Annotated in this window: 22 protein-coding genes; 12 read left to right on the plus strand and 10 right to left on the minus strand. The window is 37.0% G+C overall.

Annotated features, from left to right (window positions below):
• Positions 1-284: 284 nt before the first annotated feature.
• Both fumC and AC1M9P_RS09325 read right to left on the minus strand, forming a co-directional pair.
• Positions 285-1,679 (minus strand): class II fumarate hydratase, encoded by a 1,395-nt coding sequence (fumC, locus tag AC1M9P_RS09320; protein WP_481587413.1) that lies wholly within the window; start codon positions 1,677-1,679, stop codon positions 285-287.
• Positions 1,680-1,789: 110 nt separating this feature from the next.
• Entirely contained in the window at positions 1,790-2,791 is a 1,002-nt protein-coding gene (locus tag AC1M9P_RS09325; RefSeq protein WP_481587414.1) for an NAD-dependent epimerase/dehydratase family protein, read from the minus strand.
• Positions 2,792-2,862: 71 nt separating this feature from the next.
• On the opposite strand from AC1M9P_RS09325, the gene tusD reads away from it, so the two are divergent.
• The 4 genes from tusD to AC1M9P_RS09345 are packed head-to-tail and all read left to right on the plus strand — an operon-like array spanning position 2,863 to position 4,282.
• The gene (gene tusD, locus AC1M9P_RS09330; RefSeq protein WP_035267807.1) at positions 2,863-3,231 is read left to right on the plus strand and encodes a sulfurtransferase complex subunit TusD; all 369 of its coding nucleotides are present in this window, start codon (positions 2,863-2,865) and stop codon (positions 3,229-3,231) included.
• A 44-nt stretch (positions 3,232-3,275) separates the two neighbouring features.
• Complete coding sequence (locus AC1M9P_RS09335) at positions 3,276-3,626, plus strand: hypothetical protein (RefSeq protein WP_481587415.1); 351 nt, start codon at positions 3,276-3,278, stop codon at positions 3,624-3,626.
• 5 nt (positions 3,627-3,631) lie between these two features.
• Positions 3,632-3,931, plus strand: coding sequence for a DsrH/TusB family sulfur metabolism protein (locus tag AC1M9P_RS09340; RefSeq protein ID WP_481587416.1), 300 nt, complete (start codon positions 3,632-3,634; stop codon positions 3,929-3,931).
• Between the two features lie 27 nt (positions 3,932-3,958).
• Positions 3,959-4,282, plus strand: coding sequence for a TusE/DsrC/DsvC family sulfur relay protein (locus AC1M9P_RS09345; protein WP_481587417.1), 324 nt, complete (start codon positions 3,959-3,961; stop codon positions 4,280-4,282).
• A gap of 252 nt (positions 4,283-4,534) precedes the next feature.
• On the opposite strand, the gene AC1M9P_RS09350 is transcribed toward AC1M9P_RS09345, so the two are convergent.
• Positions 4,535-4,906 carry a hypothetical protein gene (locus AC1M9P_RS09350; RefSeq protein ID WP_481587418.1) on the minus strand — a complete coding sequence of 124 codons (372 nt, stop codon included), beginning with the start codon at positions 4,904-4,906 and terminating at the stop codon, positions 4,535-4,537.
• Positions 4,906-5,256, minus strand: a complete 351-nt coding sequence (locus AC1M9P_RS09355; protein ID WP_035267817.1) for an immunity protein Imm33 domain-containing protein — start codon at positions 5,254-5,256, stop codon at positions 4,906-4,908. The genes AC1M9P_RS09350 and AC1M9P_RS09355 overlap by 1 nt, the downstream gene beginning before the upstream one ends.
• A gap of 152 nt (positions 5,257-5,408) precedes the next feature.
• Between AC1M9P_RS09355 and AC1M9P_RS09360 the strand changes: the two genes are divergently transcribed.
• From AC1M9P_RS09360 to accC, 5 genes are all read left to right on the plus strand, one after another.
• Complete coding sequence (locus AC1M9P_RS09360; RefSeq protein ID WP_257219868.1) at positions 5,409-6,026, plus strand: LexA family protein; 618 nt, start codon at positions 5,409-5,411, stop codon at positions 6,024-6,026.
• Between the two features lie 28 nt (positions 6,027-6,054).
• Entirely contained in the window at positions 6,055-7,386 is a 1,332-nt protein-coding gene (locus AC1M9P_RS09365) for a Y-family DNA polymerase (protein WP_481587419.1), read from the plus strand.
• A gap of 236 nt (positions 7,387-7,622) precedes the next feature.
• Positions 7,623-8,078, plus strand: a complete 456-nt coding sequence (aroQ, locus tag AC1M9P_RS09370) for a type II 3-dehydroquinate dehydratase (protein ID WP_035267826.1) — start codon at positions 7,623-7,625, stop codon at positions 8,076-8,078.
• A gap of 18 nt (positions 8,079-8,096) precedes the next feature.
• A complete protein-coding gene (gene accB, locus AC1M9P_RS09375) occupies positions 8,097-8,516 on the plus strand; it encodes an acetyl-CoA carboxylase biotin carboxyl carrier protein (protein WP_035267829.1) in 420 nt (139 codons plus the stop codon).
• Positions 8,517-8,531: 15 nt separating this feature from the next.
• Entirely contained in the window at positions 8,532-9,896 is a 1,365-nt protein-coding gene (gene accC, locus AC1M9P_RS09380) for an acetyl-CoA carboxylase biotin carboxylase subunit (RefSeq protein ID WP_035267832.1), read from the plus strand.
• Positions 9,897-9,979: 83 nt separating this feature from the next.
• Here accC and AC1M9P_RS09385 read toward each other — a convergent pair whose 3' ends face one another.
• Positions 9,980-10,462 (minus strand): hypothetical protein, encoded by a 483-nt coding sequence (locus AC1M9P_RS09385; protein ID WP_035270703.1) that lies wholly within the window; start codon positions 10,460-10,462, stop codon positions 9,980-9,982.
• A gap of 252 nt (positions 10,463-10,714) precedes the next feature.
• On the opposite strand from AC1M9P_RS09385, the gene AC1M9P_RS09390 reads away from it, so the two are divergent.
• Positions 10,715-12,181 (plus strand): GGDEF domain-containing protein, encoded by a 1,467-nt coding sequence (locus AC1M9P_RS09390; protein ID WP_481587420.1) that lies wholly within the window; start codon positions 10,715-10,717, stop codon positions 12,179-12,181.
• A gap of 4 nt (positions 12,182-12,185) precedes the next feature.
• On the opposite strand, the gene AC1M9P_RS09395 is transcribed toward AC1M9P_RS09390, so the two are convergent.
• The gene (locus AC1M9P_RS09395; RefSeq protein ID WP_481587533.1) at positions 12,186-13,349 is read right to left on the minus strand and encodes an MFS transporter; all 1,164 of its coding nucleotides are present in this window, start codon (positions 13,347-13,349) and stop codon (positions 12,186-12,188) included.
• A gap of 605 nt (positions 13,350-13,954) precedes the next feature.
• Between AC1M9P_RS09395 and AC1M9P_RS09400 the strand changes: the two genes are divergently transcribed.
• Both AC1M9P_RS09400 and AC1M9P_RS09405 read left to right on the plus strand, forming a co-directional pair.
• Positions 13,955-14,140: a hypothetical protein gene (locus AC1M9P_RS09400; RefSeq protein WP_481587421.1), complete on the plus strand. Its 186-nt coding sequence runs from the start codon at positions 13,955-13,957 to the stop codon at positions 14,138-14,140.
• 65 nt (positions 14,141-14,205) lie between these two features.
• Positions 14,206-14,430 (plus strand): hypothetical protein, encoded by a 225-nt coding sequence (locus tag AC1M9P_RS09405; RefSeq protein ID WP_481587422.1) that lies wholly within the window; start codon positions 14,206-14,208, stop codon positions 14,428-14,430.
• A 431-nt stretch (positions 14,431-14,861) separates the two neighbouring features.
• On the opposite strand, the gene lysC is transcribed toward AC1M9P_RS09405, so the two are convergent.
• Genes lysC through AC1M9P_RS09425 form a run of 4 tightly spaced genes read right to left on the minus strand, consistent with a single transcriptional unit; the run spans position 14,862 to position 16,242 of the window.
• A complete protein-coding gene (gene lysC, locus AC1M9P_RS09410) occupies positions 14,862-15,116 on the minus strand; it encodes an Rz1-like lysis system protein LysC (RefSeq protein WP_481587423.1) in 255 nt (84 codons plus the stop codon).
• Positions 14,998-15,381 carry a hypothetical protein gene (locus tag AC1M9P_RS09415; RefSeq protein ID WP_481587424.1) on the minus strand — a complete coding sequence of 128 codons (384 nt, stop codon included), beginning with the start codon at positions 15,379-15,381 and terminating at the stop codon, positions 14,998-15,000. The genes lysC and AC1M9P_RS09415 overlap by 119 nt, the downstream gene beginning before the upstream one ends.
• Positions 15,381-15,965 (minus strand): N-acetylmuramidase family protein, encoded by a 585-nt coding sequence (locus AC1M9P_RS09420; RefSeq protein ID WP_481587425.1) that lies wholly within the window; start codon positions 15,963-15,965, stop codon positions 15,381-15,383. Before AC1M9P_RS09420 ends, AC1M9P_RS09415 begins: the two co-directional genes overlap by 1 nt.
• Positions 15,931-16,242, minus strand: a complete 312-nt coding sequence (locus tag AC1M9P_RS09425; RefSeq protein ID WP_481587426.1) for a phage holin family protein — start codon at positions 16,240-16,242, stop codon at positions 15,931-15,933. The genes AC1M9P_RS09420 and AC1M9P_RS09425 overlap by 35 nt, the downstream gene beginning before the upstream one ends.
• Positions 16,243-16,257 lie beyond the last annotated feature (15 nt).

Raw genomic sequence — 16,257 nt, forward strand, 5'->3', positions numbered from 1 at the left:
CGCGGCAAAAGACTAGGCTTAAGATTTAATTTAATTGCTGGAATCTATAACATGGAGCTGAGTAAAAAATGACTTATGAAAGAACTCTATTTTAAATTTAAATTTTATTCGAAAGATATATATACTTATATACACTTGCAAAATACTACAATTATTTAATTACCAATAACAACCAACTCAAAATTACTCTATCTAACATTAAAAAATTTCGTAAATTACTCAAATTGCGTATTGAATATATTCTCAATACGCCGTAATTTTACAATTATTATTTAATCTATAATTCACTTAACATTAGGTGAAACCATATTCTCAGGTACAACGACTTCATCAAACTGCTCAGCTGTGACTAAATTCAGCTCTACAGCAACTTGTTTAAGTGTTTTACCTTCCTTATATGCTGTCTTAGCAACTTTTGCCGCGTTTTCATAACCAATCACAGGATTCAATGCAGTAACTAACATCAACGAGTTATGCAAGAAATAATCAATCTTATCTTGGTTCGGCTCAATCCCCACAGCACAATGCTCATTAAAGCTATTACATGCATCACCTAGCAGCTGAATTGATTGCAGTAAATTATAAGCAATAACCGGCATAAAAACGTTTAATTCAAAATTACCTGAAGCTCCAGCGATATTAATCGTCGTGTCATTACCCAAAACCTGCGCAACAACCATCGTCATAGCTTCACTTTGAGTAGGATTCACCTTACCTGGCATAATACTCGAACCTGGTTCATTTTCAGGAATACGAATCTCCCCAAAACCACAACGAGGACCACTCGCTAACCAACGAATATCATTGGCAATCTTATTTAAACTCACAGCAACTGTTTTCAGTGCGCCAGAAGCAAATACTGCAGCATCACGTCCTGCTAGTGCTTCAAACTTATTCGGTGCAGTCACAAAAGGTAAACCCGTAAGCTCAGCCAATTTTTTTGCTGCATTTACAGCATAATCAGGATGAGCATTTAGACCTGTCCCGACAGCTGTACCACCTAATGGCAATTCATATAACCCTTCTAAAGCTTGCTCTAGACGCTTTAATCCATGATCGAGTTGGGATACATAACCACTGAATTCCTGGCCTAAAGTTAACGGCGTTGCATCTTGTAAATGTGTACGCCCAATCTTAACAATATTTGAAAATTCTTGAGACTTCTGATGTAAAGTTTCACGTAAAGCTTGAACTGTTGGAATCAATAACTCATTGATCTGTAAACTAGCAGCGACATGAATCGCTGTTGGAAACGAATCATTTGTAGATTGAGCTCGATTAACATGATCATTTGGATGAACGGGTTTCTGTGCTCCAAGCGGATTACCCAGCTTTTGATTCGCAATATTTGCAATGACTTCATTACAGTTCATATTACTTTGAGTACCAGAACCTGTTTGCCATACCACCAATGGAAATTGACTGTCCCATTGCCCCGTAATCACTTCTTCTGCTGCACCCACAATATAATTCGCCAATTCAGCAGGAATTTGATTTAACTCAGCATTGGTAAGTGCAGCCGCTTTTTTGACCAGCCCCATACCACGGATCATCGCACGAGGAAGTCGCTCACCACCAATTTTGAAATTTTGCAAACTGCGCTGGGTTTGAGCCCCCCACATGGCATCACTTGGTACTTCTACATCACCCATCGTGTCGTGTTCTATACGTGTTTGCATATCAGCCTCAAATATTTCGCTATTCCTTGGAAGAATCATGTTTGATTCGGATTCATCCACCGTTGATTTGATGCTAATCAAAAAAACCATAAATGTAAATGATTATCATTTTAATTATTAAAGGTGCTTTGATAGTATCGCCATTGATCTTCAATCATTTGTTCTAGTGATCGATGTGCTTTCCATTTCAATAATTCAAATGCTTTTAAACTATTCGAACCAATTTGATCTAATTCTTGGAAAACATAATCAGTTTCCTCAATTCGAATTTTTGTTTCAGTCACTTTTTCTACCGTATTAATCAAGTTTTGAATTGAACTTGGCTGACCTGCGATATCAAATGCTTCGCACGTTGATCTTTGATTAAATAACCACTTTAAAGTTGCAATGACTGCCTCACACACATCAATGACATGCACAAAACTTCGTTCAACCGTTTGGTCTTTTGTCTTGGCATTCTTTTGTAATTGAATGGAATCGCGCTGCATGGCTGCGACTTGTAACACCAAAGGCAAAATATTTTTAGGTAAAGGGGCAACCACTTCACCCAAAACTCCATGTTCAAAAGCACCAGCTACATTTGCTAGTCTCAGGATCGCAATACTCCATTCTTCGTCCGTTTTAGAGGTATCACGGATGATCTCTTCAATCATTTGCTGGGATTTAATATAAGGGTTTGGATTGGCAAAATTGAGAGGATGTTCTTCATTTAAATTCAAACTCGAAGTGCCATAAACCGCTATACTTGAAAGATGCAATAATGTTCGTACACCAGTTCGTTGCATTGCACGCATCAGACTCATAATGCAACTGACATTATCATTATAATATTCAAGCGGTTTTAAGCGAGACTCCTCTAAAGACTTAAATCCTGCAGTATGTATAACAGCACGGATTGAGTACTGCTCAAAAACTTTATTCAGAGCAGGCGTATTTCTAACATCTAGCTTTACAAAAGGTACATACATTCCAGAAATATATTCAAGACGTTCAAGTGTTTGTAAATTCGCATTGGCAAGATTATCTACAATGACGACTTCTTGACCATGTGCCAATAAGCTTAAAACAACGTGTGAACCTATAAAGCCTAATCCACCTGTCACTAAAATCATTGTATACTACCTTTTTGTTTAAAAGCCTGAACAAGCTATTTTCAGTTTGATCACCCTATGCGAAGTTTTAAATGAGTACGTTATTACTAATTACCTCGGCACCTAGCTCAATCCATGCTTGGCATGCATTAGGACTCGCACAATCATTGCAAGCGAAAGGCGAAATTTTTCGAGTTTTCTTTTATCAAGACGGCGTTCAAGTTGCAAACAACTTACAGTGGTCGCCAGATGATCAAAGAAGTCTCACACAAGAGTGGCAAAAATTAAATATCAAACTTCCTGTTTGCGTAAGTGCTGCCCTAGCACGTGGAATCACTGATGCTGAAAATGCTCAACGCCATCACATTGAGTCCCATAATCTGGCTGAAGGTTTTCAGCTGGTAGGACTCGGTGAATTGGCAGATGCTGTCTCATCTTCAGCACGTCTAGTTCAATTCTAAATTATTCATTTTTCATTGATTGTTGCAATTGAAAGGTAAATTGTGTGAAATCTGTACTGGTTATATTAACCCAATCAAATCTCAACTCGCTACAAGTTCATGAGAGCCTTTCTGCAACCATGGTTTTAGCAACTTTTGGCGCTGAAGTAAAAGTTTTATTGCAAGGCTCAGCCTTAAGTTTACTCCGTTCCGAATTAAGCTTCGAACCCATTAAACATGCGTTTAAACTGGCTTCCAACCTCGTCGATAGCTTTGAGTTTTACGATCTAAGCCCTATTTTGGTTGAATCCAATCAACAAGATAATCCCTTTGTTCAACATACTACGCATGAGATTAAATTTATTGAATTTAATAAAGAGTTAATTCAAAGCTTTGACCATGTGCTGCATTGGTAACTCATATGACCGATAAAACACTTTATTTAATACAATCTCAATTTGCAAATACAGAACATTGTATTCAAAAGGTTCAAAAGACATTGGATAGCAATGATGCTTTAGTCCTTATGGGGGATGCGGTGTTGGCATTGTTTACACCATCTTTACTTACGATTCAAAACAAGGTCTACGTTTTAGATCGAGATGCTGAGTTATTACCTTCACATCTATTGAACGGCGATTATTTTCAAATTGAAGTGATTGATTACACCACTTTTGCAGATATCATTCTGGGCTTTACACGCTGTATTAGCCTTAAATAAAACAAATTTATTGACTTAGGTTTTACCATGACCACTGAATTATCCCTTGAACTCGATCAAGATGGTCATTTAGTTGACTATACCATTTGGAATGAAAATGTAGCGCAAGTACTCGCGAATACGCTCGATCTTGAGCTAACAGCTTGGCATTTCGAAGTATTGCATGCGGTTCGCCAGTTCTACGCTCAATTTGGCCATTCTCCTGCAACTCGTCCCTTAATTAAATTTTTAATGAAACACGTCAGCGCTGACATTGATAATGCAGTATTGCAAGAAAGGTTTAAAACAGGCCTAGTTGCTCGCCATCTAAGTCGATTAGCCGGAATACCAAAACCAGCCAATTGTCTGTAAGCCAAAGCTACTTTTTTGATTTACATAGTATAGTGAGTCAGTTCAGTTCGTAGCTTAAAAAATGAATTAATCAGTGAAATAGATATTAAAAAACCCGCTATGCAGCGGGTTTAGACATCACCTAGACTAATGATGGTTAAGATGTCGCGTGTCAATCAGGGAAATTGGAATACGTCAACTCAACGCAAAAAATTATAATAAAGTTCGAGTTATCAATTCAGTCCAAATTCATATCAATATCTGACAAATTTGCTAGTTTGCGCTACACCAATCATCAATTGTCATGCCCGATTGTTGAAAACTCGTAGATTGCTGATTTAAATAAAATTGCGCAATACGCTTCATTACATGTGCTTGTTCAACTTGAATAAAATGGTCTGCTAAACCAACAATGTTTTGATAGGCCTTTAACCTTCCGCATAAAGCAAGTTGTTGCTCCATCGGTGTGGCTGTACTGTGTTCATCATCTAAAATTTGCTTGGTTTGTTCGATCAGCTGCATTTCATGATCCAGTTTTTGCTGATACGCCATTTGTTGTGCATCAATCAAATCATTCGCTACAACCTGTTGTGATATAACAAAACTTAAACCTACAAAAATCAACCTCACCCATAACATGCGCATTAGATTCCTAAATCAGGCTCAGCTTTCCAAACATCCTCATAATCATCTCGATCAATCATAAAACGGAAACCTGTTTCCAATGCAAGAAATGGAATGGCATCGGGTAAAATTTCTTCAAGCTCTTTCACCGTCATAGTCTCAAAAAAATCTTCGCCCTCGCCTAATTCACCACCATAAATAAACCATGCCACTTTCTCACCTGGTTCAGGCTTATTACGTAAACCGACGATTGGCTCTTGATCTAAAGTATGCTTAGCCACAGCTACAACATCATCTTCATTCACTTTGATGTAAGCAGAATCAAACTCCTCACAGACTAATTTTTGCTCTTCAATAAAATCTTGCAACATGGATGATTCCATTTTCATCATAAATTCAGACCTAATTTTAAGCATAGTGTCGTATAAGCACAATCAATCCGACGAAACAATCTGTTTTTACAATGTTTTTTTTGCTATCTTGATTTTGTTACATATTCAAGATTAAATGGGGGGAATTTCATATGAGCAGCAATTCAAATATTTCAGCAACAAATACCGCTTCTCTACATGGTGGTAAACGTGCCAATGCAGGTCGAAAATCACAGTTTTCAGAAAAAACAGTAGTAATGCGTGTTCCTGAATCAAAAGTGATTCAAATTAAAGAATGGTTAAAAATACGACCTGAAGATGATTTCAATCAACAAATTGAAATTTCACCAATCCAATTTAGAACACGTTTAAAAATCGCCTATCCTATTGAATCTGTGGCAGCAGGTTTCCCTTCCCCAGCACAAGATTATGTAGAAGGACATATTGATCTAAATGAATACTTGGTTCACAACGTAGCATCTACTTTTATACTACGCGTAAATTCTTTATCAATGAAAAATGCAGGGATTGAAGTTGGTGATCAAATCTTGATTGACCGGAGTTTGAATGCAGAACATGGTGATATCGTCTTGGCGCTGATTAATAATGAATTCACAGTAAAAAGATTAATGTTAGAAAAACAAAATGATGGAACGATCCTTTTATGGTTAAAAGCCGAGAATCCAGACTACCCTGACATCTATCCTCGTAGCGAAGAACAAATCATGGTCTGGGGTGTAGTGACTTGTATTTTAAAAAAACTGAAATAAATTGATCTAAGCAGTTCACCCTACTCCTATGCAAAATATTTATCATCAAGAGATTTTTGCGCTCATTGATATTAATAACTGCTATGTCAGTTGTGAGCGTGTATTTAATCCAAGTTTAAATGGTCAACCGGTCGTTGTTTTAAGTAATAACGATGGTTGTGTCGTATCTCGTAGTGAGGAAGCAAAAGCTCTCAATATTGGCATGGCCGTGCCATGGTATGAAATTGAAAAAGATATGCTTAAAGCTGGTGTTAAAGTATTTTCAAGCAATTATGCCCTCTACGGCGATATGTCTAGTCGTTTTTTCACTATTTTAGAGCAACACTTTCATGCAGATTCAGATCTAGAGCCCTATTCAATTGATGAATGTTTTATTCGTCTAACACATTATCAAAGTCTTTTTGATTTAGAAAAATTTTGTCGAGAATTAGTCGACCGTATTCAACAATGGATCGGTTTACCTTGTTGTATCGGGATTGGTTACAGTAAAACACAAGCTAAACTCGCCAATCACTTTGCCAAAAAACGTTCTGGTTTTAACCGAGTGTGTTCTTTATTGGATTTGGATCCATGCAGTTTTGATCAATTACTTATAGAAACCTCAGTATCGGAAATTTGGGGCGTAGGTCGAAAAATTAGTAAACAACTTGAAAGTTACGGTATTTATAATTGCTATGACTTAACTTTTGCCAATGAACACTATTTGATGAAGCAGTTTTCAGTGCTCATGGGGCGTACCATTCGTGAGCTAAAAGGTCAGTCCTGTATTTCACTAGAAGATCCTTATTTACCGTCTAAACGAATCTTAGCATCACGAAGTTTTGCATCAGCATTAAAGGATAAAGCATTAATCAAGCAAGCCATGATTTTTCATTTAAGTCGGGCTCATGAACGTTTAAGCAAGCAAGAACAATTATGCGCCTGTGTCCATGTGTCTCTTTATGAAAAAATTCCAGTAAAACCATTCAAGAAATCACATTCTCATGTAATTGGTTTGGAATATCCGACGGATGATTTATTACTCTTGACGCATGCAGCACAACAGCAAATTGATGTTTTATTTAAAGAAAATATACGTTATGTAAAAGTTTCCGTCATGTTTTCTGCTTTGAGTGCTAAAAAAACACATACACATGACCTTTGGCAGCCTCATGATTTAATCCAGCAGCGAGATTCACTCATGACAACAATTGGCGCTATGAAAAACCGCTTTGGAAAGCATTGTATTCAAGTGGGCTATCATACCAATCAACAACAATGGAAAATGAAGCAATTACACCACTCTCCACGCTATACCACCTCATGGTCAGAAATGCTAACTATTGATGACTCACATATGGCGGTTACACAAAACAAATGAATACTTTTGGTCAATTCGGTTTAAAATAGCAGACTCGAAGAATTAAAAGAAAAATGTAATTTTTTAACATTGCCAATTGACTGCAAAGTTCTCAAAATACAGCTCATTGACGACATTGTTTTTTTGCTATTTTTGAAACAAAATATAAATGAAAAGCTTAAAAACATGCCATAATATGCAAACTTTGCAGACATCTTGCAAGGTTATATTGCAACTTTCATATTGGAGCTGTCTTCATGAGTTCGACCATTTTGGTCATACATGGACCAAATTTAAACTTGCTAGGAAAGCGAGAACCTGAAGTTTACGGACATTTAACTTTAGACGATATCAATCATCAACTCATACAGCAAGCTCAAGAAAGTTCAATTCAACTTGAAACCTTCCAAAGCAATTGGGAAGGTGCCATTGTCGACCGAATTCATCAAGCCCAGATTGATGGTATAAAATTTATCATCATCAATCCTGCTGCACTGACCCACACCTCAGTAGCAGTACGTGATGCCCTATTAGGTGTTGCGATCCCATTTATTGAAGTTCACCTTTCAAATGTTCACGCACGTGAAGCATTTAGACACCACTCTTATCTCTCAGATAAAGCTGTCGGTGTCATTTGTGGACTAGGCGCACAGGGTTATTCATTTGCATTAACTCATGCCGTGCAAAAAATTCAAACTTCTACACATCTTTAACCTTAGGAATACGAATTCATGGATATTCGCAAAATTAAAAAGCTCATCGACTTAATGATTGAATCGGATCTTCAATCTATTGAAGTAAAAGAAGGTGATCAATCCATTGCTTTAGCGCGTCGTAATCCTATCGTAGCCGCTGGTGTTGCACCAATACAATCTGCTGCGCCAGAAGCTCCAGTTGTGAAACCAGCTTCTCGTGGTGCTGTTGAAACCTCACCAATGGTTGGCGTGTTCTATGCTGCACCAAGTCCAGGCGAAGCACCATTTGTAAATGTAGGACAAACTGTTTCAGCAGGCGAAACGCTTGGAATTATTGAAGCAATGAAAATCATGAACCCAATTGAGGCAACTCAAAGTGGTGTGATTGAAGAAATTTTAGTTAAAAATGGTGATGTAATCCAATTCGGTCAACCTTTATTCCGCTACCGCGCGTAATCGTTGGGGGTTGGTATGTTGCAAAAAGTTCTCATTGCCAACCGAGGTGAAATTGCACTGCGTATTACACGTGCTTGCAAAACACTCGGTATTAAAACAGTCGGTATCTACTCGGATGCCGATAAAGACCTCATGCATTTACGCTTTGTTGATGAAGCCGTTTGTATTGGTCCTGGTGCAAGTAGCGAAAGTTATCTAAATATTCCTGCAATTATTACAGCAGCGGAAGTGACTGGTGCAGATGCAATTCATCCAGGTTATGGCTTTTTATCAGAAAATGCTGAATTTGCTGAGATTGTAGAAAGTTCTGGTTTTATCTTTATTGGTCCACGTCCTGAACATATTCGCCTTATGGGGAATAAAGTGTCAGCGATTATGGCGATGCGTAAAGCTGGTGTACCAACCGTTCCAGGTTCAGCTCATGCTGTAACACCAAACAATGCCTTGGCTGAAGCAAAAGAGATTGGCTTCCCACTTATCGTTAAAGCTGCTGCTGGTGGTGGCGGTCGCGGTATGCGAATTGTTGAACGTGTTGATACACTGTTGGAGTCTGTACAAGCAGCTCAACGTGATGCTGAAATGTGGTTCGGTGATGATACGGTTTATATGGAACGTTTCCTTCAAAAGCCACGCCATGTTGAAGTACAGGTGATTGGCGATGGTAATGGTCACGCCGTACATTTATATGATCGTGACTGTTCATTACAACGTCGTCATCAAAAAGTGCTTGAGGAAGCTCCTGCTCCAAATCTTCCAGAAGAAGCTCGTGCTGAAATTTTAGCAGCTTGCGTAAAGGCATGCGAATTAATGCAGTATCGTGGCGCAGGCACGTTCGAATTCTTATTTGAAGATGGTGAGTTCTTCTTTATTGAGATGAATACACGTGTTCAAGTAGAACATCCTGTGACTGAAATGGTGACGGGTGTCGATATTATTGAACAACAACTTCGTGTAGCCGCTGGTCTTGGTTTGAATCTAGAACAAGATCAAATCAAAGTACACGGTCATGCAATTGAATGCCGTATTAATGCAGAAGATCCAACCACCTTCCTTCCATCACCAGGTAAAATCGAGCAATTCTACACACCAGGTGGTGCAGGCATCCGTTTAGATTCTCATATCTATCCAGGTTATAGCATTCCACCTTACTATGATTCGATGATCGCAAAATTAATCGCACATGGTAAAGATCGCGAAACCGCTTTGGCTCGTATGAAACAAGCCTTAGATGAAATGATCTTAACTGGAATCAAAACCAATATTCCGCTACACAAAGATCTCATCCTTGAAGATAAGAACTTTGCAGAACAGGCTATGGATATTCACTACTTAGAGAAACATTTGTTGAAACAGGTACAAGGACATAGCGAAGCTGAGTAATTACAGCTTTACAAGATGAATAAAAAAGCCTCTTTTTCAGGAGGCTTTTTTATTATTGAAGAATAGGCTGCAAAGATTTTAGCTCATGGCAATATACGATTAAGTTTTGCAAAACATTGTCCACCCTTTTCAGATGCACAGAAATTGATTTGATTCGGATTGTCCCATTTTACAAAATATTGAGACAAATCTCCTGCCTGATCTACTTGATTACCAGAGCAGTCTTTTTCATTGTTCTCATAATTGACTTGCATGACCAAGGTAGGCAACAAACCCGAAGAGCTGTCTTGAGATGGTTGATACTCAAATAAACCGACCGACCACTCTTTAGCACTATTCACGACCACCTCATTGTTACCACGGAAATTATAATACTCAACACATTTTTTATTATTTGGAATTTCCATTCCCCATAAACCTAAAATTTCTGGGCGCATGTTGATTCGAATATTATTTTCAGGCTGTTGTAAATCAGCACCTTTAGCTTGCGCTTGGACATTTTGATCGGCAGAAGAAAAAGACGTCATTAATAAAAGTAAAGGTGCAAAAAAAACTGTTTTTTTCATACAACATCTATAGGTCAACGTTTAGAGCTAAATTAGCACATTTCAGCAAGAAAACTCATAGAATTAACGTGATAAGAACAATTTTATATAAGAAAATGAATTCCCTATTGATGAACTTTAAATCATCAGCAGTTTAATGCGATCTATTGATTTATTAGTGCAAAAATATATTCTTATCAGAATAATATTCATTCTATACCTCACAGAAAGCTTAAAAATATAAGATTTTATGCAAGGGAATATACGTTAAGTATGACCATATGGATACGAACAGAGCTGATTAAAAACAATGCACAATCTTTTTTGATTGTCATGCTCATCATTACACTTTGTGCTTTGGCTGGAATACTTGGTCGACCTCTCTCATTTCTTGCAATTTTCTGGCCTGCAAATGCCGTACTACTTGGTCTTTTTTTAAGATTTAGTTATCTCAATAATCTTGGTGGCTGGCTTGGCGCCTTTTCTGGGTATATGCTTGCAGACCTAGGTACTGGCAACACTTTACAACTTACTTGGTTGTTAACTCTTGCTAACTTGCTAAACCCATTAGTGACCTTATACCTACTGAACCGGTTAAAAATCAATTATCAAGAATTCAATAAAGGTCTTACATTTGTTTACTTATTTTTAATTAGTGCTTTTGGAGGGTGCCTAGCGAGCCCAACCTTTGCGATTTTAACCATCCCTTATGTTCCTAACAGCTTTATGGAGCTCAGCCGTATTTGGGTTGATTTTGGCATGTGGTGGAGTGGTGAAATTCTTAACTTTGTCGCTTTTTTGCCTATTGTTCTCGCATTACCAAGCAAAACTATAGTTCAACAATATTTTGTAAATCAAAAAAATCAACGTTTAAGTTTACCCCTTATCTTACCCTTCGTATTTGTCGTTGTATCTGTAATTCTAACTCACTTTTTTATTGGGCCTGGCGCCATCATGTTCCCGATTGGAGCACTCATCTGGGCAGCATTAACCTACAATTTATTGTTGGTTGCAATCATCAACTGCTTTGTATGTATGTTCTTATACAACAGCTTAAGTGCATATTATCTAACAGAATCTCCAGAGGCATTTATTTCGACAACACTGTCTGTTCGCATCGGTCTTTTCATGCTGGCTTTAGGCCCACTAACATTATCAATTATTAGTTTGAATCGCCAAAAGCTATATCACCAAATATTATATTTAGCGAACCATGACAGTTTAACAACGACTATGAATCGCCGATATTTTTATGAAGAAAGCGAAAAGACGATAGACTCAACTCATAGGGAGGTGAAATCCAATATTCAGAGCGTGTCTATTTTACTACTCGATATTGACCACTTTAAAAAAATTAATGATCAATATGGACATGAAATAGGTGATATTGTTCTCAAAGACTTTAGCAATATCGTCAGATCTCAAATTAGATCAAATGATTTATTCGGTAGAGTTGGCGGTGAAGAATTTGCCATCTTAATTAAAGATAGTAACCTACCAGCCTGCATTGAAATCGCACAGCGTATATGCGACCGCGTGGCAGAAACACCGATTATGATCAGGCAAAATCAACATCTCAATATTAGTGTAAGCATAGGTTTAAGTTATCAACAACTTCCGTCTGGCACCCCATTCCAACAATTGATTAATCGTGCAGACGTTGCCCTTTATCAAGCGAAATCTGCAGGACGAAATAGATTATGCGTGGATCCGCAATTACTATTTACTCAAACATCATAAGTCACTATCTTGCTTCAGTGGGCTTGAGATTTGGTAAAGCGGATAAAAATATTAAACCAATCAACGTTGAAGCTCCTGCAATGATAAAAATATAGCTGCCAGAAATCAGCTCCCAATATTGTCCTGCCAATACGCTTCCAGATGCCACACCCAAGCCCCACATCGTACTATACAAAGCTTGAGCTCTACCCTGCTGCCCAGCAGAAAAGTGCTCAAATATAATGCGCATCGCCAATAAGTGAAATAAACCGAAACTAAATGCATGCATTGTCTGGGAGAAAAATTGAAGAACAAAACTTTCAGGAAATAAACCAACAATCAAAAACCTAAGCCCAGTCATCCATAAACAGATCGCAACCAACTGACGCCATGTAAAACGATTTAAAAAAAATGATGCATAGGCAAACATCATGATTTCAGCAATAACACCTGTTGACCAAAGAAATCCTGTTGCTGTGGTACTAAATCCAGATGACTGTAAGTAATTGCTATAAAAACTATAGAATGGTGCTTGAGCAAACAACATAATGAACTCAATTAAGAAAATTGCTTTCACAATTGGTTGTTTTAAAACTGGAATAATGGATTCAAGTGTTTTTTGGGCTTTTGGTGCGCCCTTCGGTTCTTTTACTGTAAATGACCATAAGAACGCTAGAAATGAAATACTCAGTAATAAAATCGGGAGATACTGAATATCGATGATTTCAAGAATTAGACCAATAAAGAAAACACCAACAATAAACCCAATCGATCCCCATTTTCTCACTTTGCCATAAAGTTCATTTCGTTTTTCGCCTAACCAAAATAATGTAACGCCTTCAAATTGAGCAAGTATCGCATTTTGAAAAAAGCTGAAGATCAACATTAACAAGGCAATTGATTGAAAATTATTAGGTATAATAAAAATGAGGAACCATATACTCGCTTCCATCCATGTTGCGATTCGCACCAATAGCATTCTTTTACCCGTTTTATCCGCCACCCAACCCCAAATAAACGGCGCAAAAAAACGTGTCATGATTGCAATTGCACTAAGCCCCCCAATCTCTAAAAAGCTAAATCCCTGATCTTGCAGATATAGACTCCAATACGGCATGAAGGTACCAACAATCGCATAGTAGAAAAAGTAGAATCCACCTAATTTTGTTTTAATTGGCAACGCTTGTATCATATTGCAATTACCTGTATTTTCAATGACTTAATACTATTTAATAGTTGCATACATTTGTTACCACTTAGGTGTAATTGCACTTCATGAGTCTACAAATCAGTCTACAAATTTATTTTTTTGTAGACTCTTCATTTTTTGTAGACTGAAGATATTTACGTCTTAGAAAATAATTCTGTGATCATTTTCATCAGAATTAATTGTTAGTAAGTTACTAAAGAAATTTTATACTTTACCTATAAGGTTTCCTACCCAATTTTGCTATTTCTCTTTTTTGAGTATTCAGCGGATAGCATAACTTGCAAAGTATTAGAAAAATTCCAATCTATAGATTGAGTCGTACTAGACTGGGGTAATAGAGCTTGATGAGGAGATTATTGCTAAATTGCTAATGTAAAAATTTATGACAATGCATGAGTAAGAATTTTTATAAATTACAAATATATTAATTTAAATATTATATTAATAATCGATTAATATCAGGCACTCATAATAAATATTTCTAAAACTATAAATCTTGATACATATTCAGGGTATCTATTAATAAATATAAGGCACATGCTGAGTTTGTCGATAATACTATTGACAATTCAAGGACAATCATTATGTCAAATTTCACAAAGTCAAGTGACTCTAAAACCCAGCAACAGAACCAGCAACAATCAAATCCTGTGGGCGATAATACGCAAAAAGCTCAGCAAGAAAAAAATAAGGAACAGCAATTAAATGCTGAGAACAGACAAACTAAAGATGCTCCGAAAGAGCATACTGAGGCTGAAGTTAAAAAATAACTTATAACTCAGAATTCTTAAATCATTTAAAAGGTTTAACTCCTTTTAGGTGATTAGGATAAATAATGAATATTGTTAAAGTTAAAGTCCATAAAATGTATGAAAACTTTCACAGAAATCCAGCTATTCAATATATTGGGTTTTTTGATGATAATAATGTATTAATCAGCTTATACGATAACAATAATATTAAACTCATTAATAAAATCGGGACGTTGCAATGGGTAAGCATTACTACCAATCAAGCTTACTTTGTTGAAATACCAGATTATATTGGTGCCGAGAATTAAACTCATGATGATTAAATACCCTCAAGTAATCCTCGTTTTTCACAAAGAGTCAAACCACAGTGATCGTAGATGTGCTTGGGCAAACTATAATTATCAAGGGAAACTAAATAACATTACAGATTTTTATGGCCAGAATTTATCTCTTTACGATGGCAATAAAGTTGTCATCGATGGTGATATTTGGGTTCTGGAAAGTCATCTACACAAGGTATATAGAGATAGAGGTCGCAAATGAAAAAAATTCTAAGTGCATTCGATTTAAAACGTAATTTATATTTCAGAAAATTAATGCTCGATGGTGATTACAAACAAAATGTATATGATTTAAAGCATAGGAATAATTATGATTTATATGTATATAAATTAATAGATAGTGAATCAGGCAGAAAACTGTACTTTAAAAATTTTATTATATTTAAATAAATTAGCCCTCATTTAGAGGGCTGATGGATTTTAATAAATGCTTTAACTTTAGCTCTACAATCTGCGTATTGCTCAGAAGTATCAACAATCCAAATTAATGCCTCACCCATTTCGCCAGTCTCCAATTGTTTTAAATCTTGGCAATCAGTCAATAGGCTTGCTGGAATTTGCGGTAGCGATGGCGGTTTGGGCGATACGCAAGCCGTCATCAGTAAACTTGCAATCAGTATAAACGCGCTCAGTAATAATTTTTTGAGTTTCATGTTTAATGTCTCGAAATTGGATTTTGATATTGTTGCGCTCGGTTTCAAGGTTATTCTCAACAATGAATACTTTTGTTTTCCAAGCATCCAAGGCTGATTGATATGCATCATTGACTTTATTAATGCGCTTTACACATTCAGCATCGGCTTTAGCCAACTTTCCGCTTAAATGATTTGTATATGCAATTTGACCAAGCCATAAAATAAAAAAAGTCGCTATTGCGACCAAGTTTCGATATTTCCACAGAAGTTGAATAATAGGCATTACTTACTCCACTTTTTATATGCTTCAGCTAACTTTGTGTCATAACTGTTTTTTGCATATGCTGGACCATTGTATCCACGAGCAAAACCTTTCCAATCTTTGCGCTTTAACTCATCGACCAGTCCATTTACTTTGATAAATCGACACATCGCGTCAAGTTGACCAGCTTCGTCTTTGTACATCGCATTGATGAAATTTTGCAAAGAAGGATAACCAAGTGACTTCCAATGATAGCCCATCACTTGCCCTAAACCCCATGAGCACGATTCAAGCGCCACATCACGGTTAAGTTTTGAAGCTCGTTCGAGCTTGCTATGTTGTTCTGAAAATTTGCCATAACCACCAGCAATCGGATTGCATAAATCAGGATAAGTTTTAGCCCACTCATTAGACTTTGTAATCCAATTAATCACCCTTAGCCTTTGGTAAAAGACATGGCGCTCGTAAAGAATGACTGGTGTGCCATCAATATTAAATCCTGAGCTTTTGCACTCAACCTCAATGACTGCTCGAAGTGCTGCATAATCAACACCAAGAGCTTTCGCCTGATCATGAATTTGTTGAGTTGTTATCTTTTTTGACATTCATATCTACCTTGTCAATTTTATCACTCACATAATGAGTGCCTTTGAAGCCGATTGCAGACGACACGCCAACAGCCACAATTTCAGGTACGTTAAACCATGTCATAAGTGACCAAGCACCAATTGCGAAAAGCCCACACATAAAAGCTTCAAGCCAGTCTGCCTTGCCGTGTTTTCTAGCCGTGCGAAAAATCGCCATTAAAAAAGCCATCACGAAACTCGCAATGGCTGTATAAAATGGTTCAAGTGACGCAATGACTAACTTTAAGTCATCCATAGGTTCCCCATAAAA

This window comes from Acinetobacter sp. 25-47-122 (genome assembly GCF_056779695.1).